This window comes from Endozoicomonas arenosclerae (assembly GCF_001562015.1).
Lineage (GTDB): Bacteria > Pseudomonadota > Gammaproteobacteria > Pseudomonadales > Endozoicomonadaceae > Endozoicomonas_A > Endozoicomonas_A arenosclerae.
Genome location: NZ_LASA01000051.1, coordinates 194854 through 218729, shown reverse-complemented (window position 1 = coordinate 218729; position 23876 = coordinate 194854). Strand labels below are relative to the sequence as shown.

Here is a 23876-nt window from a genome sequence, read left to right as displayed (position 1 = left end):
CTGAACAGCCATTGGAGAGAACAAAGTGAACAACCTTTATCTTCTGAGAGAGTGAGTAACAGACTGAACAGTCCGCCCTGTTTTTTTGAGGTGGTAAACATAAGGGGTAAAGCTGTTACCCAGATAGCTTTTCAGTGCCTGATTATCCCCAATCATTTTGACCTGAGAATCATTGTGAAGCATCCAGCCCCGGGGCGTCTTCTCAATGTAGACGTAGTGACCACCATACCAGCCCCCTTGATGACAACTGATACCGGCCACTTCCATATTCATGGTATGGCTGCGACGACCTTTTGTTGTTAAGGGAACCTCTACACCTTCAAGGCAACTTTCAAAAAAAGCTTTTCCTTCACGAGCCAGCTTTCTTCCACCCTGGCCTCCGTGTTTGAATATTTTGGGCATCATCATCACAGTTTCCATGTATCGCCCCGATGCCTCGTAAACAGGCTCAAAAGTGGTTTTAACCCAGGGAGGTAGAATCACCTTTTTGGGTTTTCCGTCTGCATCCAGTGTCTGACTGCGCTCGAAATAGCCGGTTTCAGCATTAAATGTCATATTCTGCACTTCAGCAGCAAAATCAGGATCGTACCCTCTAGTCACTTCGACCTTGAATGCTTGAAGCCTGTCACTCATCTGTCTGGCATTTTTTTTCTGATCAGCCAGAATCTCTTCTGCTTTCAGCCCCACATCTTTCTCGTCTCCCGGCTCCCAAAAATAGCTTCGTTCTTCAGGCTCCAGCTTCAGACATTCACGAAAATGGGCGTTCCCCCCTTCCTGCACTTCTGCAAAAATGACATTCTCCCTTCTCTTCCCAACAACCCCCTCATAATGCTTACCGTCCAATGTCAGTGTTTTTCTCAGCTGACTGCTATAAGACAGTCTGGGGTTAACCATAGGTGTGAGAATCTTATTCACCACCTGCGTAAATTCATGTGCATCTTCCTGGGTAGCCCCGGAAAATAGGGGGCTGATCAGTCGATCCTCCCGGCATCGACCCAGTTGCTGAATAAACTGCCTATTGATTTCATTCACCTCACTGACAGTGACAAAACCGGCTCGACACAATTTGATCGATCGCAGCAGGGTAATCAGGGAGGTATAAAGCTCCTGCCTTTGCTTCAGCAAGCCTGCGCTATCCTTCCGCTCTTCCTTAGCCAAAGGTCTTGGTCTGCTATCCATGGCTTCCAGATCAGCCATAGAAAACTGATGAGACAACAACTTGATCATAGAGTTGTAATAACACTTGTTACCCAGATTCTGAAGGCCTGGCGATTGCTCGGGCTCTTCCAGTTCAGGCCGGTAACTGTCTTTGGATAATTGCCGCACTCTTTCTGTCTGGGGGAGTTCGACGGGCTTTAACTGGACACCGGGATTTCTGAACGCTTTCACCATTTCCAGGAATGTTGCGCCATTACCAGTTTGACCAAGAAAGCCGCTGGCAATACCGGAACGAACAGATGGATAGCGTTTCAGCGTCGTCAGTAAATGTTGTAACGAGAAATTCAACTCTTCAACGGATAACTTCCCATGTCGAGCCAAGTGCACTCTGACCAGGAGCTGATCCAGACTCTGCTGAACCGCTTGGTGTGAATTAATGGGGAACGGTCCAGAGCTTTTGATTCTGGCTACACATTGGCTCAACTCAGGCTCCACCGCCTGGCTTTCAAGAGCCTTGTACAGTGACTCTCCCAACAATTTTTTCAGAGGCTTGCGAATGTTCGTTTCCGGGTCAGAGCTCGCAACCTTCTTAATTTGACTCAGCTTTTCCAGGTCGCTGGCCAGAATGTCAGGAAAATAGAGTTTTCGGAGTGTGTTTCGGGTAGTTAGATCAGGGATCTTCTGAATCAATTCTGCGGGGGCATCTTTTAAATCTAAGAACCGGGTTACGCATTTTCGGTCCAATGTTCTGGATGGGACAGTCACGAGCTCGCCCCCCAGAGCAACAGACTTAATACGCACCATGCCGGCAGCCGCCATTTTCAGAGAGGCAAGACGTTCATCCTTGCACTGCTTAACCACACGAAGATGAATCAGTTTGACCGCACTTTTCTGCCCGGCCCCTGAGCCAAACCAGCTCAGTGGGCTGACTATTCTGAGCAGCCAGCGTAACCAGCCGGATTTGCGTGTTTTGAATTGTCGGTCAGACACTCCAGACAGTTCTGCTCCTGCCTGCAGGGCCGACCAGGTATCCTTACCCAGAAGCTCATCAGGTTTCATTGTTCGTCCTGACTGCTGTTTTCCTCAGTATTTATCGGCAGTATGGTTTTTAGATATCCAGAACCGGCAAGGTACGGGTCAGTGTAATCTCTTCTGTGGATATCTCAGCGCCCAGAGCCAAAATCTCTACGCCTGCTGCAGCGGCCTCTTTGATGGCTTGCCCATACTTGGGATCAATTTCATGAGCCGGTGCCACCCGATCAATGCCGGTATGCTGAGCACAGAACAGCAACACCGCTCTTTTACCAGACTCAACCATGGTCATCAGCTCACGTAAATGTTTGGTTCCCCTGGTGGTCACGGAATCCGGAAACAGTCCCAGACCATCACCTACCGCCAGTGTGACACTTTTCACTTCAACATAACAATCCGGCAGGCCATCCTGCTCCAGCAAAAAGTCGATACGGCTTTTTTCTTCACCGTAAGGGACTTCCCTTCGAACGTTATCGTAGCTAACAAGTTCCGGGATCTGTTTCTGCAGCAACGCTTCCTCTACCAGTTTATTCGCACGACCGGTGTTCAGCCCCGCCAGAGTGATTTTTTCCTCTGATCCAAACATCACGGGAATTTCAGCCAGCTCCCAGGTGCAGGGATATTTTCGCTTGGGATTTCCAGAGTCGAGATACCAGACTTTCCTGCCAGGATAGAGGCAATTTTTCATGGAGCCGGTATTCGGACAATGCAATGTGATGGTACTGCCATCTTCCAGCTCAACGTCAGCCATGAATCTTTTGTAGCGTCGAATCAGGCGGGCAGACTGAAGATCTTTTTCAAAATTCATACTAATATTTCATTAAATCAGACGTTGATATTCTAAAATTGCATTCTATGATAGCCAGTTGACGGTTTCCCCGAACACCGTTTAAGAATAAAAATTTTTTCATCCCCTCGAGGGTGACGAAAAAATTGTTTCTTTCGCTCATGACGTATTTGTGATTACTATGTGATGAGTGGGTGATCACTTGTCGACAACGGCAGAAGCAATTTTTTATGGCGCATTGCCATAGGTTTTGGTAGTTTCACCGCTTCTGTGAGGAAGGCAAGAGGCATAGGGGCCAGATTGTGTTATGTATACTGGCAACCCGTAGTGTTGACCTCAGCTTTCAGGGAAGCCGGATTTGTCCGGCATTCGGATGGAAAGCCTGGTAAGCAGTATGTCGGGCTATTTAATGAGAAGGTGATGAGGCTGTAATCATGTCAGCACAGAAAAAAGCCGATCAAGGTAATTTGCTTCGTTCTTTCACTCCGTATGTGGAGAAAGAAGGCGAAGAGTACATGAATGACAAACAGGTCGATCATTTCACCAACATCCTCAAGCAATGGAAGCAGGAGTTGATGGAAGAAGTGGATCGCACCGTAAACCATATGCAGGATGAAGCAGCCAACTTCCCTGACCCGGCTGACCGAGCCAGTCAGGAAGAAGAGTTCAGCCTGGAGCTGCGTACTCGCGACCGTGAACGCAAACTGATCAGAAAAATCGACAAGACCCTGACTCGTATTGAGGAAGAGGACTACGGTTTCTGCGATTCCTGCGGTGTCGAAATTGGCGTCCGCCGTCTGGAAGCTCGTCCTACAGCCACTCTTTGCATCGACTGCAAAACCCTGGCTGAAATCAAGGAGAAGCAGCTGGGTCAATAATACCCTGCTATTGCTGACTTCTTACCAGAGCCGCGTATTCAATATCCGCGGCTTTGCTGTTTTTGTTCTATGAGCTTTTGTTGTCCTCCGGGCGATCAATCACTTTTCTGTTTATGGCGTTATGACCATAGAAATGTCCGCAGCGAAAGAAAAAACCATAGCCAATCAAAAGCGCTCCTATATTGGACGCTTTGCCCCTTCACCTTCAGGTCCTCTGCACTTTGGCTCACTGGTAGCGGCTTTGGCCAGCTATCTTGATGCCCGTTCCCAAAACGGCACCTGGCTGGTTCGCATGGAAGACATTGACCCACCCAGAGAACAATCTGGCGCGGCAGACCTTATTCTGAAGTCGCTGGAAACTTACGGTTTGCACTGGGATGACTCAGTGCTTTATCAAAGCCAGCGTCATGACGCCTATCAACAGATTATCCGTGATCTGCAAAGCCGAGGCTTTGTATACCCCTGCACCTGCACTCGAAAAGAACTGCAGGGTTATGGTGGGGTGTACCCAGGCATTTGCAGAGACAAAGTAGACAACACCCAGGCACCTCATTCACTGAGAGTCAGATGCCCGGAAACCCTCATCGAGTTTCAGGATCTAATCCAGGGTACTATCCAGTCTGCCCTGCCTGATCTGGGAGACTTTATTATTCAACGCAAAGACGGTCTGTTTGCCTATCAGCTGGCGGTGTGTGCGGATGATGCCTTCCAGGGAATAACCCATGTTGTCAGAGGGTACGACCTGTTGAGTGCTACCCCCTGGCAAATTTATCTTTTGTCATTGCTGGAAACAGATTCTCCTGTCTACGCTCATGTGCCGGTGATCACCCTTGAAAATGGCGACAAACTGAGCAAACAAAATCACGCACCGGAAATCCCGCTGGATCAGCCAGAACCTTTGCTGATCAAGGCGTTGGAAGCCTTAGGACAGAACCCGGACTCTGGACTGAACGGATGCAATGTGACCGATATTCTAAGCTGGGGTATCGAACACTGGCAGATAGAAAAAGTCGCAAAACAACCTTCCGTTCCGCTGGCGACTTTATCCTGAAGGAAGGGAGTGTTATATATAAAGCAATAAGAGGCTGAATTAGCCTCTACCATTGTCGAGAAAGATGTGTTCCAGGGAGTGGATATGTCCGTTATCAACAAGGTTGTGCGTCGGTGGCTGCCTGCTGCCACATTACTTTTTATTCCCCATACACTGGCGATTACCCCTCAGGAAATCACTCCCATGCCGGGAGCTGCCGTCGACATCACTGACTCAGAGTTCTGCCAGAAAGCCCGATTTGAAAGGGAAAGCGCCGTCGGTAAAGAACCCGATCTCACCAAAATTGATGCCGTCAATTCCCAAGATGCTGCCCTCTGCTTTACCCCGGATGAAAACCTGTTTTTTGTAGCCAACCAGGAAGCCCAGGATATTCTTGGACCTCATGCTCCCTGGTATCTGCAAATCAGCCGGGAGTTCCGTGAGCGAGTCAAAGAAGCCTGCAAGATCATGGGTTACCAAAACGACGAAGTCAGTCGGGCCTATGACCACTGCATTGAAAATCGCTACGAAGAATTGATGGGTCCCTACGAAGACAAGTATCGCAGGGAAGCGGGCAACTATGTCCGCAAAAGAAGACAAGTGGCAGAAAGCCTGGTGGTTCGGTGCGACGCAGCTTTGAGCATCAAGCGAACCCGACTGCCAAGAGATCTGAAATTCCCTCTGGCTTATTACGATAAACGCATCAACGCCCTGCCCAGCTGGTTCCTGGAAGAAAAGCTGGATGACACCGCCTGGCTCAAGAAAATGGGCGACCTGAAAGCCAATGAATTAATGAACGACGTGCTGGGCGAAGATTGCCCGGGCAATATGGTTTACTGGGTGACTTACAATCCACCGAGTGTTTAATAGCTAACAATACTCAGCCTCTTTGCGGTTTATCGCAACACTGGTTAACATGGACAGTCCGATATCAAACTCGTACTGAAGTTTCATGTACATCTATCGTCTGGTTCTGCTCCTGGTCATCAGCATTTATCTTTTTTCTCCCGCCATCATGGGATGGTGGATTACGACCGGCGATAGCTGGTATCAACCCTGGATTCTCTGGTTTATCGTAATTCTTGCAGGCTTCCTGCTGCAGCCCAGGGGGAAGTCGGATGAGTTTTGAACTCGAAGAACTCCTACTGGTCAGCGTCGTATACTTACTGGCTCTCTTTCTTTGCGCCTGGGTGACCGAGAAAGGTCTGATTCCCAAGAAAATTACCCAGCATCCCGCCGTTTATGTTCTGTCTCTTGGTGTTTATGCTTCAAGCTGGGCTTACTTTGGCAGTCTGGGGATTGCCAGTGAACACGGTTATGTCTTTCTGGCTTTTTACTTTGGTGTGAGTGGGGCCTTTCTTTTAGCCCCGGTGCTGCTCCACCCTATTTTAAGAATTACTCGAACCTATCAGCTCAGCTCACTGGCCGACTTATTTGCCTTCCGGTTTCGAAGTCCGGTAGCCGGTACCCTCGCTACCTTATTGATGCTGACAGCGACCATGCCCTTGTTGTCACTACAGATTCAAGCGGTATCCGACAGTATTCACCTTATCAGCAAGGAATATTCTCCGGAACGGCTCGCTATTGTCTTTTGCATCATGGTGACGCTCTTTGCAGCCCTGTTCGGAACCCGACATTTATCGACCCGTGATCAACATCAGGGGCTGGTCATGGCGATTGCCATTGAGTCTCTGGTCAAGTTACTGGTGATGATGACTCTGGGTCTGGTCATCCTTTTTGAAGTGTTCAATGGTCTTGATGGTGTAGAAAGCTGGCTTGCAACCAATCAGGACACACTGACCCAGATGCAAACCCCTCTGGAAGATGGCCCCTGGCGCAGCATGTTACTGATGTTTTTTGCTTCAGCCATTGTCATGCCTCATATGTTTCACATGACCTTTGCAGAGAATCGCAGCAGCCGATCTCTGCATATCGCCAGCTGGGCATTACCCCTGTTCCTGCTGGTACTCAGCCTGCCAACACTTTTGATTCTCTGGGCGGGCATTAAACTGGACAGTCCAGTTGCAGCTGATTACTTCCCGCTGTTTATCGGTCAGGCTCTGGATATGCCATGGCTGACCATTGTTGCCTATATTGGAGGTCTGGCTGCAGCCAGTGGCCTGACCATTGTTACCACGCTGGCCCTGTCCTCCATGATCATGAATCACATCGTGCTGCCTTACTATCCGCCGCATATTCAGGTAGAGGTCAATATTTATCGCTGGCTGACCTGGTTCAAGCGGTTCATTATTCTGGCTCTGATTGTGGGATCTTACGGCTTTTACCGTATGCTTGAAGCCCAGCACGCACTCTACAACCTGGGTGTCATCGCATACGTAGGAGCCTTACAGCTGCTGCCGGGTGCGCTTTGTGTTCTCTATTGGCCCAAAGCGAATCACAAAGGCTTTATTTCAGGCCTGATCGTCGGCACGGCTATCTGGTTCTTCACCATGATGCTGCCACAGATGGTCGACTTCAGCCTATACAGTGCCGCAATGGCGAAAGTTTCGAACTATCTTTATCAACAATGGCACTGGCTTGGCATGACGTCACTGACGGCCAATGCTGTGCTGATTTATCTGGTCTCCAGTTTCACCAGCATGTCCTCGGAAGAGCGCTCTGCAGCCAGTGCCTGTGAGGTAGAAAGCAACAGTCGCAATGAGCAGAAGGTGCCTGAAGCCAAATCTGCCCATGACTTTCATGAAATGCTGAGCAAACCCCTGGGAGGTCTGGTTGCCCATAAAGAAGTCTCCCGGGCACTGAGCGATCTGAACATGCGGGAAGATGAAAGCCGCCCCCATGCCCTGCGTCGTTTAAGGGAACGGATCGAAAAGAACCTCTCGGGGTTGATGGGTCCTACCGTAGCACACGACATTGTAGATACCTTTCTACCCTGGGATGAAAACAAGGGTTATGTCGCCCAGGATATTCATTTTATGGAATCCCGGCTGGAAGCCTACCACAGTCGATTGAGCGGGCTGGCCGGAGAACTGGATGATCTGAGACGGTACCATCGAGACACCCTGAACAACCTGCCCATGGCTTTATGTTCAGTGGATGCAGCAGGAGAAATCATGCTCTGGAACCAGGCTATGGGTCAACTCACCGAGATTCCGGCTGCCGATGTTCTGGGCAGCCCTCTCAACCGGATTGCAGAGCCCTGGAATAAAATACTCAGCAATTTTGCCCAGATAGACAGTAAACATCTGCCCAAACACGGTATAGAAATTAACGGACAGACACGCTTCTTTAATCTTCATAAGGCCAATATTGAAGCGCCGGTGTCCGGTACCAGTGGGAACAAGGTTATGCTTCTGGAAGACTACACAGAGAACCAGATGCTTGAAGATCAGCTATTCCACAGTGAGCGACTGGCGTCTATTGGACAGCTGGCGGCAGGTGTCGCCCATGAAATAGGCAACCCGGTTACCGCCATCGACTGTCTTGCCCAGGAGCTGAAAGCCCTTTCTGAAGAAGCCGATACCCGGGAAGTGGCGGGGCAGGTTCTGGAACAGACCAAACGGGTTTCCAGAATTGTCCAGATGCTGATGAGTTATTCCCATAACGGTAAAAATCGCTCGGAAAAAAGCAGCCATGAGGCTGTAGATCTCTTCACCAGCGTGCAGGAATCCATCAGCCTGTTGCAACTTGGACGAAAGAGCAGCAATATCAGTTTTCTTAACTTGTGTGATCCAGAACACAAAGTGACGGGTGATCAACAGAAACTGCAGCAAGTGTTTATTAACCTGCTGAACAACGCAGTGGATGCTTCTGATGAGAAGAGCACTATCACGATCAGAACGTCAGCTTCTGTCCATACCGTCAAGGTCGAAGTAGAAGATCAGGGTCACGGCATTCCTGTCAGCATTCAGGAGCGTCTGTTTGAACCCTTCTTCACCACCAAAGAGGCCGGCAAAGGAACAGGCCTTGGCCTGGCATTGACCTGGAATATCATTGAAGAACACTTTGGTACCATCAAGGTCATCAGCCCAACCGATAAAAATCTGGAAAAAGGTACACGCTTTGAAATTTCCCTGCCGCGTCATGAGCCGCAGAGCATCAGGCAGCAGCATGGTTATATGACTTATCAGCCCCATGACTCATGGGAGCAGGAGGGGGAAACCGTATGAACCAGGGCAATATTCTCATTGTTGAGGACGAAGAGATTATTCGTGCTTCACTGAGAAGGCTGTTGGAAAGAAACGAATACACCGTCAGCGAAGCAGGTTCTGTTCATGAAGCTGAGTTGTCATACACTCTGAAAGATTTTGATCTGATCATCAGTGACTTGCGCCTGCCCGGCTCTCCCGGCACCGAGATGATCAATCTGGCTGAAGGCATTCCGGTCCTGATCATGACCAGTTATGCCAGCCTGAACTCTGCCGTCAGCACCATGAAAATGGGCGCGGTGGATTACATCGCCAAGCCCTTTGATCACTCTGAAATGCTGGAGCGTGTGGCTGCCATTATGGCTCGCAAGCCAGCCACGCCGGATAAATCTACAGAAGAAGTAGTCTGTGACGCCGACTCTGGCTACAGCGGCATTTTGGGACAGTGTGATGCCATGAAGCTGCTGTTCAAACGCATCCGCAAAGTAGCGCCAACGGGTGCCACAGTCCTGATTCAGGGTGAGTCCGGTACCGGTAAGGAACTGGTCGCCAGGGCGATCCATGAAAACAGTCGCCGCTCTAACGGTCCGATGATTTCTGTTAACTGTGCCGCGATCCCTGAAACTCTGATTGAATCCGAACTCTTTGGTCACGAAAAAGGTTCATTTACCGGAGCCAATGCGGCCAGAACCGGTCTGATTGAAGCCGCCAATGGCGGCACACTTTTCCTTGATGAAATTGGCGAACTGCCTCTTGAGGCTCAGGCTCGCCTGCTGCGGGTATTGCAGGAAGGAGAAATCCGTCGAGTAGGCTCTGTGCAATCCCAGAAAGTGGATGTACGACTCATAGCAGCTACCCACAGAAACCTGCGTCAATTGTCTGCCAGCGGGGAATTCCGGGAAGATCTTTATTACCGTCTCAAAGTCGTTGAACTGAGAATCCCGGCTCTGAGGGAGCGGGGCAATGACGTTCTGATGCTGGCAGAAAAGCTGCTGGAAAAGGTCTGCAACAAGATGGAGCTGGAAGTCTATTCCTACTCTCCGGAAGCTATGGCAGCGATTTGTCAGCACCAGTGGCCGGGTAACGTTCGTGAACTGGAACACGCCATTGAGCGGGCGGTTATTCTCTGCGACGACGACATCATCACACCGGAAACTCTGGATCTGGATGTGCAGGTCAAATCCACTTTGTTCAGAGCGGATGCCAGCAGTGCAGGCAGTGATAACGTAGTTGAAACCCAGGATGGCCTGTCACTGGAAGATTACTTCCAGCGCTTTGTACTGGAGCATCAGGACCAGATGACAGAAACCGAACTGGCCCAGAAGTTGGGAATCAGTCGTAAGACCCTTTGGGAACGCCGGCAGAGACTGGGCATCCCCCGAAAGAAAGCCTCCGCATAAGTGGAGCATTAAGTCGCCTGATTAGGCAATCTTTCAGGCATTGTGATAAAACAGCAGGTGCACCGACATTATTTTCCGGAGTAAAACCTCCAGGAAAAAGAAAACAGCCATGAGCGAAAGAAACCTTTTTTCTCCTCCGGGAGAGAAAATGTTTCATGATAAAAAAATAACAATAAGCAGCGTTTCGCTGCGAATGGACTGCACCTGTGGATATAATCGTTTACGCCATCCCGATCTTTCTGGTGATGATTGTCATGGAAGTAGTGGCAACCATTATCAGGAAAAAAGACTACTACCGTCTGAACGACGCCATCAACAGCCTCAGTGCCGGTATGATGAGTATCACCAGCGGCATCATCTCCAAGATTGTTGAGATTGCGATCTACACCGGAATATTCTCACTCCTCGCCCCGATTAAATTTGACAGCTCAGAGCTATGGGTCTGGATCGTCGCTTTTGTCTTCTATGACTTCTGCTACTACTGGACTCATCGCATGGGTCATGAAATCAATATCCTCTGGGCTGCCCATGCCGTTCACCATCAAAGTGAGGAATACAACCTGACCACGGCTCTGAGACAGTCGAGTTCAAAATTTTTATTAGGTTGGCTGTTTTATATTCCCATGGCGGTGGCGGGTATTCCTCCACTGGTCTTTTTCACCGTTGGACTGATCAACCTGCTCTACCAGTTCTGGGTTCATACCCGTCATATTAAAAAACTGGGATGGTACGAGAATTTTTTTGTCACCCCCTCCAACCATCGGGTACATCACGCTAAGAACCGTAAATATCTGGATAAGAACTACGGAGGCGTTTTCATTATCTGGGACAGGATTTTCGGGACGTTCCAGGAAGAAGACGAGAATTATGAATCCATTCGATACGGCACTTTGAAACCACTGAGAAGCTGGAACCCTTTCTGGGCTAATCTGCACTTGTACAGTGATATGTGGAAGGACGCCAGGGCCACGAAAAGCTGGAAAGACAAATTCACTCTCTGGTTCAAAAAAACAGGGTATCGACCCGCTGATGTCGCAGCGCCTATGAAAATGCCGGACATCCATGGCTACCAGAATTACGACCCAACGCTCTCACGCTCCCGACAGATCTATGTAGGCGTACAGTTCTTCATCCTGATTATCGCTACGACGGGACTGATGGCTGTTTACCATACTACGCCCACCTGGTTTGATGCTCTGTGGATTACTGTGCTGGGTATAAACCTTGTCTTGAACGGTACTGTTATGGAAAAGCCGGATCAGGCCATGAAACTGGAATGTCTCCGTTTTGGCATCACAGGCATCGCTCTGGCAGGAACAGCAGCATTATTACCAGTAGCTTCAATAGTCTGGGTAGGACTAATAGTGATTACGGCAGCCTCTCTAGCCTGTCTTCGCGTGTTTTCCGACAAACATGAATCAGGCACTGCCGCCATAGAATCCTGATAGTGCTCGTCATAGAACAGTCCGAAGACACTTGGGGCTGTTCTACTGAAAAGACCAACACCTGATACAAATAAGAAAAAATATTCACTTATAGCTAAACCCAGCCCGTTTCATAACAGATCAAGCTATTAACTCAATGGAAGATAGCTGAACACTGCCTATAGTTTCCTTGTTGCATTCGCAACCTGTCGAACCCCTCATTGAGTAATTCATCATGAAGTCCCCTCATCTAAAAGGCTTGTGCCGTAGGCCATCCCTTATTGCACTTTCAGGCCTGATTTTTACTCTCAGCCCATCCACATATGCGGATTATGCCGACAATGCCAGTACCGCTGTTGAAGCCGTTTTTAATCAAGGTATTGGTTTGTATGGTACGGTTGATCTTGGCAAATGCCTGATGAGGCTGGATTCAGCCAATCCGGCTAGCGGTACTGCCACGGAAAATAAACTCCCTGCAAAAACCCTCTCATCTCAGGAACAGGGCCATATCAAAGATGTAGCCACCAGTCTGAATAACTCTCATGTCATCAGAATGACCTTTAATGACCATCATTACCCTACCTATGTCGTTCGTTCAGAAAATCTCAGGATCACTCATGGGGATGATTCAGGGGGTAACCCTGGCTGGATTATCAGGGAGTTCAACTTCACAAAAGGTTTGCTCATGGAAGCCCATGTTCAGCTCAGTGGTCATAAAGCATGGACCTGGGATTGCAGTGATGAAGCCATTACCATAACCAATGAGCTACCACTGACACCTCCTCCGGAAAGGAATACTAAAGAGGATCTTTAATCACTTTGAGAGCCAGACTTGAGTTGGGCAATCTTCAGCTCATTTCTGGCCACCTTGAGATGATGGATGGCGTCCAGCTCCATCTTCTGTAGCCTGGACTCTTGGGAAGTCTGTTCGCGATAAGCATCTTCAGCGTCATCCAGCTGAGTTTTAAGTAAATCCATTTTCTTCGCCAGCTCTTGATCCGCTTCCTGACTGGATTCCAGCATGGCCATCTGGCCATTCAAACGGGTCAGCCTCTCAGAGCACTCACCCACCCGATGCTGGGTTTCTTCCAGGTTTCTCAGAATCGAAGCTTCAAAGGCTTCTGCCTCAGTGACTCTCTGTTGGAGTTGCTCCAGATGGTCAGATTCCATGAATACTCTTAACTCCTCCTTGTCTCTTTTTCGGTTCTCTCAATATCTTTTTTCACCGACTCAGGATATTGCTTCTGGATCTCAACCATACTATTGCCAAACATAATATGTTCAATGAAAGGCTTGTCGAAATACTTGAACTGTTCAGGATCTCTCATAGCTCCCAGCATGGCAGCACTCAGATTGGACCTGAGCCTGAGTTTTTCATTCACATCCAGACCTGAAGCGCCTATATCAGCCAATGTCTGTCGGTAATCATTAGGCCTGCGCACATCGTCTATGGATTTTTCCAGCGCCCGGGCACTCATACCTTTGTTCGGCGTTACTCCTTTGAGAAAAGCCCTCATCTGGGTCTTACTAGGGTCAAGCGCTGGTAATCCTTTTGGCTTTGCACGCCCCTTCTTAGTGGCTTTGGTTTTTTTCACAGGAGGCTGGGAAGCTTCAGGCTGCTTTTCTTCATCTTTTGGCTTTACATCCTTTGGCTGAGTCTCATCTCTAACGTTTGTTTTTTCCGATGGTTTCGACTTTTTCCCTACGGATTGTCTCTCAGTTCTTTCCTGCTGCTTAATACTTTTATCGATTTCTCTCTGCGCGTGCCTGCTTTCTTTTTCAGATTTGCGGGCTGATTTCACTTTTTTCTTCAATGAGGCCACTTCAACTTCCAGTCGAGCCGCTTCCGTTTTGGCTTCTGAAACATGATGCTGAACAACAGTTCTTACAGATGTTGCATCAATCCCGTGCTTCATTTGTTTTTCATCAGCTTTGACCAGTAGCTTTTCACCATGGGTTGCCAGAGCATTGGCTTTCTTCAACGCCCTTTCCAGAGATTTGAGTTCTTCTCCCAACCTTTTGCTGGACTGATCTTTAGCTGCAACAACTTTACTGCAAATCTTGGGTACCGACCTACCCAGAGACGAAGCATCTTTTTGCAAACTATGTAACGCCTGCTGGGCTCTCTTATCAGCCTTTGCAGCCTTCTTTTTCTCTGTTTTCAGGTCTTTTTGAGCCTGCTCCAGATCTTTCACTTCCTGCTTACGGGTACTGACCAGATGATCTGCTTCGCTGGCGGCCCAGCTGGCATGTCTTTCAGCCGTAGTCATTCTCTTACCACCAAGACCCGAATCCAACAGGTTTTCCTCTAGCACACCCTGCTTGGCCAGACTGTGAGCTTCAGATTGAAGCTTTTTAGCTTCCTTCAATGATGAATTAGCATCCTTCAAAGCAGATGCCAGGGCGTCTTTGCTGCTTCTATCTACTCGAGGTCTTGCTCTGGAGCCTGCCAGAGAAACCCTTTCCCGGATATCACTGGCTTTGGAAAAAAGCTGTTCTTCACGGGAAGGTTCAGAGGGCAGTTTTTTCTCAACATCTTCGGGCGAAACCACCTGGATGTCATGATCAGACAAGCTACTGCCAGAGAGACTGGAAGGTTCGAGGCTGCCATTATTCAGGCTGACTTTTGGATCAACAGTGGTTAAAGAGTCACGATTAAGGCGGCCGGGATTTTCAGCCTTCTGCGGAGTAACAGGGGCTGAATCCGTTCCTGTGGTTTTGGGGAGGGTAGGATAAATCCCTGATTGTGAAATGCTGGGTTGGGGCATCTTGCTCCTGACTTCCCTGTAAGCAGGCCTCCATCAAGAGGCCCTTTACCATAAATCTAGTACAGTCAGGGGCTGGATAGACTAGCTTCTCATCCAGTCGTGGTACTTTTTAACCCACTTTAACAAGCCTTCTGGAGCGTGAGCTCGCTTCCACTCACCGGCAGCGTACTTGTTGGACTCACTGAGTGTTGGATAGATATGAATGGTGCCCAGAATCTTGTTCATGCCAAGACCGTGCTTCATCGCTGTGATGTATTCTGTAATCAGCTCGCCAGCGTGATAACCGACAATGGTACAACCCAGAATTTTATCGCTGCCCGGCTTGGTCAGAACTTTGATAAACCCTCTGGCTTCTTCATCAGCAATGGCCCTGTCCAGATCATCAATGCCATAACGGGTCACTTCATAGGGAATACCTTGTTCCTTGGCTTCTGTTTCATTAAGCCCCACTCTGGCCACTTCAGGATCAGTAAAGGTGCACCAGGGCATGACGGAATAGTCGACTTTGAATTTCTTGAAGCGTCCAAATAGCGCGTTTACAGAGGCATACCAGGCCTGATGAGCCGCAGCATGGGTGAACTGGTAAGGACCTGCCACGTCACCGCAGGCATAGATGTTAGGGAATCTTGTCTGCAGGTGTTCGTTGACGGCGATGGTTCCACGATCAGTGGTTTCAATACCTAGCGTTTCAAGTCCAAGGCTTCCGGTATTGGCTTTACGTCCAGTGGCAAACAGAACTGCATCAAAATCTATTTCAACCTTTTGCCCTTCATGCTCGGCCACCAGCCACTGTCTGTTACCGTCTTTATGAAATGAGCGGGTTTCATGCCCTAGCCTCAAATCAACGCCGTCTTTACGGAATTGGCTCATCACCTCTACGGAAACATCCGGGTCTTCCCGATGCAGCAAACGAGGTCCATGATCCAGCTGGATAACATTCACATCAAGACGCGTGAAAGCCTGGGTTAATTCACAACCGATAGGGCCTCCACCAATCACCAGCAGTTTTTCAGGTTTCTCCCGAATGTCCCAGATGGTGTCAGACGTGTAATGAGTGATCTGTTCAACACCCGGTAACGGTGGCACAAAAGGTCTGCCACCGCTGGCAATGATGATATTGCGGCTGGAAATCCGTTTGCCATCCACTTCAATTTCCCAGGGACTGACAAGCTTGGCAGCGCCGGTGACACAGTTCACGCCCAGACCGGTATAACGCTCTACCGAATCATGAGGCTCCACCTGTTTAATCACAGACTGAACCCGCTCCATCACCGCTGAGAAATTCACATCCGCCTGGGCATTTTCCAACCCGAACTCATTGGCACGCTTCATATAGTGAGCCATTTTCGCCGAACGAATCAGTGCTTTGCTGGGAACACAGCCTGTATTCAGGCAGTCGCCACCCATTCTGTGCTTTTCGATCAGAGTAACTTTTGCTTTCACCGCAGCAGCAATGTAGCTGCTCACCAGACCTGCTGAACCTGCTCCAATCACCGTCAGATTGTTATCAAACTTGCGGGGTTTCCTGAAGCCCTTGTAAACACCGGAATTACCAAACATGACTTATTACTCCCCTTTATTCTTTTTGACCAGAGCAATCCCTTTACGGGCCAACCAGGGAAAGATCCCCAGCAATACGAAAGAACCAATCAGTCCGGGTGTCAGAATGCCACTGACGGACAATTCCTGAACCTGCCCTAACTGAGCCCCTGCATTCACATAAACAGCAGTACCGGGCAGCATGCCCAGCTGGCTGACCCAGTAGAAGGTTCTGGCTTTCATGGGAGTCAGGCCCATCACCAGGTTAATCACGAAGAATGGGACAGCAGGAATCAATCTCAGAGTCAGCAGATAGAACAGTCCATCTTTCTCAACCCCGTTATTGATGGTCTCAAGGTAGTTGCCAAACTTGTTTTGAACCCATTCACGCAACAGGGTTCTGGAAATCAGGAAAGCCAGTGTGGCGCCAATCGTGCTGGCAAAGGAGATCACGATCAGTCCTGTGGTCAGTCCGAATATGGCTCCGCCCACCAGAGTCAGCAAAGCAGCACCTGGCAGAGACAGACTCGTCACCGCCACATAGATGGCAAAGAATACGCCTACGGTCAGTACCGGATTATCACTGTAGAGCGACTGAAAATATTCGCGAGTAAGGTATTGCTGTGCATCCAGCATAAAGAAGGCCGCTATGGCTGCGACAATGGCCAATAACAGGATGACTTTGCTTTTATTCATAAATTTGCCCTTAGCCTGAAATCTCCCGAACTGTTTAACGGCTTTTCGGGGAGAATCCATAGACTGCTTAAATCGAGTCTTTTTCGTATAATGCCTGTCAGACTTTACGTTAGCCACACTCATTTGGTTTCAAACGTCATGAACGGGACATTCCCACCTATGGAGTAGAATCTCCCTTCAGGTCAGGCTAGTACTGGCACTAACGGATGAAAGACAATAGCTATACGAGTACGAACATGATCCAGCGACCTTTTCCAACCAGCCGTCCAAGACGGATGCGTTTTGATGATTTCTCCCGTCGCCTGATGCGTGAAAATCGCCTCAGTCCGGATGACCTGATCTACCCCGTATTCATTCTGGAAGGTCAGAACCACCGGGAAGCCATCCCTTCCATGCCCGGCATTGAGCGGATGACGGTCGATGAACTGATTCGCGAAGGTGAAGAGCTTCTGGAGCTGGGTATTCCGGCCATTGCCCTGTTCCCGGTCACTCCTGCCGAAAAAAAATCAGACGATGCAGCAGAAGCCTGGAATCCGGAAGGTCTGGTGCAGCGAGCGGTTCGTGAGCTAAAGCAAAAGCTGCCCGAGCTGGGCATTATTACTGATGTAGCGCTGGACCCTTTCACAAGCCACGGGTTGGACGGCCTGATTGATGAAACTGGCTACGTTGTGAACGACCCAACAGTGGATGTGCTCGTCAAGCAGGCTCTGTCTCATGCTGAAGCCGGAGCAGACATTGTGGCTCCTTCGGACATGATGGACGGCAGAATTGCTGCTATTCGTACCCGGCTGGAAGAAACTGGCCACCTGAATACCCGTATTCTGGCTTACTCCGCTAAATATGCCTCCAGCTACTATGGCCCATTTCGCGATGCTGTGGGCTCTGCTGGCAACCTTGGCAAGAGCAACAAACATAACTTCCAGATGGATGTGGCCAACATTGATGAGGCACTGCATGAGATAGCCGCTGACCTGAATGAAGGCGCGGACATGATTATGGTGAAGCCCGGCATGCCCTATCTGGATGTGGTTAGAAGAGCAAAAGATGAGTTCAAGGCACCCACTTTTGTTTATCAGGTCAGCGGTGAATACGCCATGCATCAGGCGGCTATTGCCAACGGCTGGCTGGACCGCAATGCGATCATGATGGAGTCTCTGCTCTGCTTTAAACGTGCCGGAGCCGATGCCATTCTGACTTACTATGCAAAGGAAGCAGCCCGTTTGCTGAAACAATAACGGGATTACGGTCATTCCAGGGAACTCAAGGCTCCAGGTACAATCCAATGAAGAGCGTATCTGGAAGCTCTGGCATGAACTGTGCTTGATTGTCATAAGACTGTCATATCGCTTTGTTAAATACTTCGAGCCAGCGATTGGGTATCAACATTTTTCAGCCGCTTCGGTGCGAGGCGTTGATACCACTGGCAATTTCATAAGTTCTGATGGTTTGTTACTCAACTCAGCCAGCAAAACATCGTACAATCGCGGTACAACAACAATCCACAGTTAATCCGGCTACTGTCGCCATTACCGATGTAGTAAGAGGTCCCATGGATAATTCACAAGACCGGGAACTCCCCGAATCCCAGAACACCGCAAAAGAGAGCCTGGTGCCAGCAGCCCCTGCTCCACGCATTACCGACCTCAGCAACCCGGAATACTACATCAACAGGGAGCTGAGCCACCTGCAGTTCAATCGTCGCGTACTGGAACAGGCACTGAATGACGATCATCCTCTGATAGAGCGTCTCCGATTTTTGCTGATTTACAGCTCTAACATGGATGAGTTTTTTGAAATCCGTGTGGCCGGCCTGATGCAGCAGATTGAGTTTGCCCGTGAACAGGTAGGTCTGGATGGACTGGGTCCCCAGGCCGTACTGAAAGAGATCAGCAACCAGGCTAAGGAAAATGTTCAGCTTCAGTATGAAGTCCTGAACGATAAGCTGCTGCCCAGATTGGCCAAGCAGGGCATCCGGTTTATTCGTCGCAACCAGTTGAACGATAAACAAAGAGCCTGGATTAAACGTTTTTTCTACAACGAAGTGATGCCGATCATCAGCCCTATTGGACTGGACCCTGCTCACCCGTTCCCAAGACTGGCCAACAAGCTCCTCTGCTTTATCGTGGCGATGGAAGGTAAGGATGCTTTTGGCCGCGAAACCGGTATGGCAATCATTCCTGCACCAAGATCCCTTCCTCGGGTAGTTCTGCTGCCTGATGATGTCTGTGATAAGGGCGGCAAAAATTATGTATTCCTGTCGTCTATCATCCACTTGCACATGCAGGATCTTTTCCCGGGCATGACCATCAAGGGCTGTTACCAGTTTCGACTGACCCGAAACAGTGACCTGGACCTTGAAGATGAAGTAGAAGATCTGGCCAAAGCCCTGCAGGGTGAATTGCTCTCCCGTCGTTACGGTGAAGCGGTGCGTCTGGAAGTTGTGGATAACTGCCCCCAGCCACTGGTTGATTTCCTGCTGAAAGAGTTTGGCCTGACAGACGATGAACTCTACCGTGTAAACGGTCCGGTCAACCTGACCCGCATGATGTCTGTCTGTAACGAGGAAGCGCCTGAGTTTGACCATCTGACGTTCCCAAGCTTTACACCCGGCTACCCAAAGGCTCTTCAGACCCGAAGCAACCGTTCAGTCAATGTACTGGACGCTATTCGCAAGTCCGATATCCTTTTGCATCACCCCTTCGAGTCGTTCACGCCGGTTGTGGATATGTTGCGCCAGGCCGCCAAAGATCCCAATGTTCTGGCCATCCGACAAACCCTGTATCGAACCGGTGCCCGCTCAGAAATGGTCGATGCTCTGGTAGAAGCTGCCAGAAAGGGTAAAGAAGTCACCGTTATCGTAGAAATTCGTGCCCGTTTTGACGAAGAAGAAAACATGGCTCTGGCCAGAAGACTTCAGGAAGCCGGTGCCGTTATTGTTTATGGCGTCGTGGCTTATAAAACCCATGCGAAGATGATTCTGATTGTTCGTCGCGAGGGCAAGAAGATCCAACGCTATGCGCATCTGGGTACTGGAAACTACCACGCCGGAAACGCCCGACTGTATACCGACTACAGCTTGCTGACCTGCGATAAGGACATCACCAATGATGTTCGAAAAATCTTCCAGCAGTTGACCGGCATGGGTAAAGCGGTACGTGTTCGCAAACTGTTCCATGCCCCATTCACGCTGAAGAAAAGCCTGATCGAACTGATCAATCAGGAAGCCGCTAATGCCAAAGAAGGCAAGCCTGCCCGCGTCATTATTAAAGTGAACTCACTGACTGAAAGCCACCTGATCAAGGCGCTTTACCGCGCTTCTCAGGCAGGCGTTGAGGTCCAGCTGATCATTCGTGGCATCTGCTGTCTGCGTCCTGGTATTCCGGGCTTATCTGATAATATTCAGGTACGTTCTATTGTTGGCCGTTTTCTGGAGCATACCCGGGTCTTCTACTTTGAAAACGAAGGAGATTTCCGCGTTTACTGTTCCAGTGCGGATGGCATGGTGCGTAATCTGGATATGCGTGTTGAGACCTGCTTCCCGATAGAGGAACCCAAGCTATCAGCTCGGGTGAAGAAAGAGCTGGAACTGTACGTTTCAGACAACACCAGAAGCTGGCAACTGCAAAGTGATGGTCACTACCTCCAGAACAAACCATCAAGAGGCCAGCGTCGTAGAAATGCCCAGAGAAGATTGCTGGAAACACTGGCGAATTACGCTCACTGATCGGGCTTTATTGTTCAGGCTGAAGCTTGCTTTGGCCTGAATCCTCCTACTGCCGTTGCACCTCTTGAGAAGTACTTGTGCAGATCACTGTAAGGAAAGAATCGAACGGCCCTTCCGGATGCTTTGGTTAATAACTGCTTATCTCCAGAGCCTTCCACTTTTTCAAAACCAAAATCATTTTCCACTTCATCTGTTTCCAGCAGATCGTCCAGACCCACTACATCAAACCCGTCCAGCTCCGGGTCTGACTCAGGAGAAGGCATATCGGGAAGGTCGACCCACTCAAAGGCAGCTTCAAACTCTGAAGCAAGAGCGGGACTGTCCGAAGGCATTGACCCAATACCACTGTCCTGCCTTACGGGTTTCAGAGTGGGGGAAAAATGATCCACCTGACTGCCACCATCCAGCGAATCACCATAGGTATCATAAATCAGCAAGCCTTCAACAGGCTTCCCATTCGCCATAGCGGTTGCCGGTCCCAATACCGCAACAGCATGATCAGTAGGAGTACCCGATTGAATAGCATTGGCCATTCCAACAACACCACTGCGAGTGCCAAGAATCATCGGCACACCATTTTCAACATTCGCTTTCAGTAGTTCCAGGCTTTGCTTGTCTGAGAGGTCATCCTGATTGAACAGGACCGGAGAGTGGAAATCCTGAGTCAAACCTTTAGGTACTTTGCCCTCAGGCATAGGTGGCAGAAAGCGAATGGCTTTAAAGATATGAGAGTGATCCAGAGTCGTATGATCTTCACCTTTATCAATCAAATCCTCTAAAAGCGCGTTAAAGTGGATTTCAGCCTCACGATCCTTGTCACTCTTGGCAACCCTGCTAAAACTTTCAATACGCTCTTTCATAGAAGTGCGAAAGGCATGGAAAGCTTTTTCAACAGTACCGACCCAGCCTGCCTGACTTTCATTATCAAAGGAATATAAATCCGTCCCCTGCTCGTCCACCAGACGATCCGTTTTCACCATCACCTGAATGGCCTGCTCCAGACCCGGGTCATGAAACCTGACCAGAGCATAGCCCGGCTTTAAAGGGTGGATATTATTCAACAGCAATTGCTTGCCAACAGGTGAAGCCGCATAGGAAGCCAGAGCACTTAACAGGTAACAAGTTGCCCGGCTATCGGATTGTCTGACATCTTCAGGAATGGGTTCACTGGCATTGAAAAGTGGACGATCACTTTCAGGTCTAACAAAGACTGGATCGGAGCCCGTCAGATAATTAGCGAGATTCTTATCCGGTGTAAAAATATCTACCTGAACCTCATCGGGATTCTCAAGGGGCTCCGGCTTGGGCTTTGGGTAGGCGATGTCTTTTAATGGCTTTTGGTAGACCGCTGTCTCTTTGCCGAACAGCCCCATCAACTTGCCTACGCCTCTTAGCCAGACATACTTCAAGCGCTGATTATTAACCGGCCCATCTTTGGATGACTCGGGAGGCTTAAAGTGCTTCTGCTTACTTTCTACTTCTTTAACCGTTCTTGCCCTGAAGGCACCCACCTTTTTGTTGAGCTCCAGTGATTTCCCGGCAGAAATTCTCAGTTCATCATCAGGATCAATACCCCACTCCGAATCGGTTGAATTCGTCAAAGTACTGTCGGAACGAAACATATTCTGACCGGGATTGATTCCTTGAGAAGGCATGATGACGTCCTGTCATTTACTCTTGAATACTGAAAGTATAGAAATACAGCAATCACAGCACCCGATGGTCAAAACAGGGCATTTGTTGCCTGATTTCCCTCAGTGCCTTTATATCCAGTTCAGCCATCAGCACGCAGGGATCTTCACCGGCTTCTGCCAGAACCTCTCCCCAGGGAGAAATAATCATGCTGTGCCCCCAGGTTTCCCTCTGATTAGGGTGAATCCCCCCCTGATTGGCCGCCAAAATATAACATTGATTTTCAATGGCTCTGGCTCGTAGCAAAGGTTCCCAATGTGCCTGACCGGTCACTTTGGTAAAAGCTGAAGGCACCGTATAGATTTCAGCCCCTTCCGATCGGAGCTTTCGGTAAAGTTCAGGAAAACGAACATCGTAGCAAATGGATAGTCCGGTTCTGGCGAAATCCATATCAATCACTTCAAGGTCCGAACCGGCAGAGTAATCGTCAGACTCCCGGTACCGATTTGTGCCATCAGAAACATCCGCATTAAACAGATGAATCTTGTCATAACGGCTCACTTCAAGGCCTTCAGGGTCATATACAAAACAGGAAGCCCGACTGTTTTCTCCTTCATTGACCACACAGGGAATGGAGCCTCCCACCAGCCAGGCTTTTGACTGTCGAGCCACTCGAGACATCCAGTTTCTAACAACACTGTTGTTTTTACCCAGAACGGGAATATCCCCACCCATCTGGGCAAAACATTCCGGCAGAACAATCAGTTCAGGAGATATATCCACGCCAGACAAAAGGTCATCAGCCTGTTTCAAATTGGCCTGAACATCCGGCCCAGAACACATCTGGACCACAGCAGCGGTTATCGTTTTACTCATTGTCTTTCCCCCTCTGCTATAGATTAACTTCTCCAGTTTAATAAGAAATGAAACGAAATGGCATTTACCGACTATGAATCCCAACTGATTCGCGGCAGGCAGGAGCCCAGACCCTGGAACATACAAGAAGAAATAAAGGGCATCTGCCAACCAGACTTTCACTGTCTGGATTTAGGCTGCGGCAGCCTGTTTAAGTGGCTTCCTTTAGCGAAACACGTCAACTCCCTGACCGGACTGGAAATCAATGACTCCATGCTCGCCAAAGCTCAGGAAAATATTCTGAAGTCCAGCTTTAAACATGTAGGTCTGCTGAAAGGGCGGTCATCGAGTATTCCGTTTCCAAATGAAAGCTTTGATTTCGTCACCGCGATCATGGCGCCAAATGCCGTTGAAGAAGAAGTGTTCCGAGTTCTTAAGCCTGGAGGCTACTACCTTCTGGAAACCTCGACAGAAAGAGATCAGGCCAGCATCAAGCAAGCCTTTGGCCGGGATGAAGACGGCTGGCGAGGACAAAGCCTTAACCTTATTGATCACTCAGTCTACATCCAGCGCTACAACCGAATTCGTCAGCTCACAGACTGCTTTTCCATTCGTATTGGGCGATGGCGAACCTGGTACAGCCCTGAAGCACTGAAATACTTTTTGGAGCAAGTGCCCATCGTCAGAAACTTCGACCCAGTAAAAGACAGCAGAACGCTTCAGCGATTGATTGATCAACAAGACAAGAAGGGTGAGATCAAAACAGTGCAGGAACGGATTTTAGTGGTCGCCAGAAAACCCGATAATGGATGTGATAACATTTGAATCAGAATGAGCTAAAGCA

At 49.2% G+C, this 23876-nt stretch carries 18 protein-coding genes and 2 pseudogenes; 12 read left to right on the top strand and 8 right to left on the bottom strand.

Annotated features, from left to right (window positions below):
• Nucleotides 1–36: 36 nt before the first annotated feature.
• Both WG89_RS04075 and sfsA read right to left on the bottom strand, forming a co-directional pair.
• Nucleotides 37–2217: a hypothetical protein gene (locus tag WG89_RS04075; protein ID WP_062261626.1), complete on the bottom strand. Its 2181-nt coding sequence runs from the start codon at nt 2215–2217 to the stop codon at nt 37–39.
• Nucleotides 2218–2266: 49 nt separating this feature from the next.
• On the bottom strand, nt 2267–2998 hold the full coding sequence (gene sfsA / locus WG89_RS04070) for a DNA/RNA nuclease SfsA (protein WP_062261623.1): 732 nt from the start codon (nt 2996–2998) through the stop codon (nt 2267–2269).
• Between the two features lie 413 nt (nt 2999–3411).
• Here sfsA and dksA point away from each other — a divergent pair, with 413 nt between their 5' ends.
• From dksA to WG89_RS04035, 9 genes and pseudogenes are all read left to right on the top strand, one after another.
• Nucleotides 3412–3855: an RNA polymerase-binding protein DksA gene (gene dksA, locus WG89_RS04065; protein WP_062261620.1), complete on the top strand. Its 444-nt coding sequence runs from the start codon at nt 3412–3414 to the stop codon at nt 3853–3855.
• Between the two features lie 133 nt (nt 3856–3988).
• Nucleotides 3989–4906, top strand: a complete 918-nt coding sequence (gene gluQRS / locus WG89_RS04060; RefSeq protein ID WP_062261747.1) for a tRNA glutamyl-Q(34) synthetase GluQRS — start codon at nt 3989–3991, stop codon at nt 4904–4906.
• Between the two features lie 84 nt (nt 4907–4990).
• The gene (locus tag WG89_RS04055; RefSeq protein ID WP_062261617.1) at nt 4991–5752 is read left to right on the top strand and encodes a hypothetical protein; all 762 of its coding nucleotides are present in this window, start codon (nt 4991–4993) and stop codon (nt 5750–5752) included.
• Between the two features lie 85 nt (nt 5753–5837).
• Entirely contained in the window at nt 5838–6014 is a 177-nt protein-coding gene (locus tag WG89_RS31070) for a hypothetical protein (protein WP_172806705.1), read from the top strand.
• A complete protein-coding gene (locus WG89_RS04050) occupies nt 6004–9015 on the top strand; it encodes an ATP-binding protein (protein WP_079253642.1) in 3012 nt (1003 codons plus the stop codon). Before WG89_RS31070 ends, WG89_RS04050 begins: the two co-directional genes overlap by 11 nt.
• Nucleotides 8988–9284 (top strand): annotated as a pseudogene (locus WG89_RS32855) (response regulator); the annotation flags it as partial. The gene WG89_RS04050 and the pseudogene WG89_RS32855, both read left to right, overlap by 28 nt.
• A gap of 144 nt (nt 9285–9428) precedes the next feature.
• Nucleotides 9429–10394 (top strand): annotated as a pseudogene (locus tag WG89_RS04045) (sigma-54 interaction domain-containing protein); the annotation flags it as partial.
• 206 nt (nt 10395–10600) lie between these two features.
• Entirely contained in the window at nt 10601–11839 is a 1239-nt protein-coding gene (locus WG89_RS04040) for a sterol desaturase family protein (protein ID WP_062261611.1), read from the top strand.
• 214 nt (nt 11840–12053) lie between these two features.
• Nucleotides 12054–12632, top strand: coding sequence for a hypothetical protein (locus WG89_RS04035; RefSeq protein ID WP_062261608.1), 579 nt, complete (start codon nt 12054–12056; stop codon nt 12630–12632).
• Here the strand turns inward: WG89_RS04035 and WG89_RS04030 are convergent.
• From WG89_RS04030 to WG89_RS32775, 4 genes are all read right to left on the bottom strand, one after another.
• Nucleotides 12629–12988: a hypothetical protein gene (locus WG89_RS04030; protein ID WP_062261605.1), complete on the bottom strand. Its 360-nt coding sequence runs from the start codon at nt 12986–12988 to the stop codon at nt 12629–12631. The genes WG89_RS04035 and WG89_RS04030 overlap by 4 nt on opposite strands.
• Before the next feature lie 8 nt (nt 12989–12996).
• A complete protein-coding gene (locus WG89_RS04025) occupies nt 12997–14586 on the bottom strand; it encodes a hypothetical protein (protein WP_062261602.1) in 1590 nt (529 codons plus the stop codon).
• 81 nt (nt 14587–14667) lie between these two features.
• Complete coding sequence (locus tag WG89_RS04020) at nt 14668–16146, bottom strand: dihydrolipoyl dehydrogenase family protein (protein WP_342669245.1); 1479 nt, start codon at nt 16144–16146, stop codon at nt 14668–14670.
• 6 nt (nt 16147–16152) lie between these two features.
• Nucleotides 16153–16821, bottom strand: coding sequence for a TVP38/TMEM64 family protein (locus WG89_RS32775; RefSeq protein WP_342669244.1), 669 nt, complete (start codon nt 16819–16821; stop codon nt 16153–16155).
• A 236-nt stretch (nt 16822–17057) separates the two neighbouring features.
• On the opposite strand from WG89_RS32775, the gene hemB reads away from it, so the two are divergent.
• The gene (gene hemB / locus WG89_RS04015; protein ID WP_062261744.1) at nt 17058–18056 is read left to right on the top strand and encodes a porphobilinogen synthase; all 999 of its coding nucleotides are present in this window, start codon (nt 17058–17060) and stop codon (nt 18054–18056) included.
• A gap of 314 nt (nt 18057–18370) precedes the next feature.
• Complete coding sequence (gene ppk1, locus WG89_RS04010; protein WP_062261599.1) at nt 18371–20545, top strand: polyphosphate kinase 1; 2175 nt, start codon at nt 18371–18373, stop codon at nt 20543–20545.
• 14 nt (nt 20546–20559) lie between these two features.
• Here ppk1 and WG89_RS04005 read toward each other — a convergent pair whose 3' ends face one another.
• Both WG89_RS04005 and WG89_RS04000 read right to left on the bottom strand, forming a co-directional pair.
• On the bottom strand, nt 20560–22200 hold the full coding sequence (locus WG89_RS04005) for a hypothetical protein (RefSeq protein ID WP_062261596.1): 1641 nt from the start codon (nt 22198–22200) through the stop codon (nt 20560–20562).
• Between the two features lie 52 nt (nt 22201–22252).
• Nucleotides 22253–23053, bottom strand: coding sequence for a carbon-nitrogen hydrolase family protein (locus tag WG89_RS04000; RefSeq protein WP_062261593.1), 801 nt, complete (start codon nt 23051–23053; stop codon nt 22253–22255).
• A 57-nt stretch (nt 23054–23110) separates the two neighbouring features.
• On the opposite strand from WG89_RS04000, the gene WG89_RS03995 reads away from it, so the two are divergent.
• Complete coding sequence (locus tag WG89_RS03995; protein WP_062261590.1) at nt 23111–23857, top strand: class I SAM-dependent methyltransferase; 747 nt, start codon at nt 23111–23113, stop codon at nt 23855–23857.
• Nucleotides 23858–23876 lie beyond the last annotated feature (19 nt).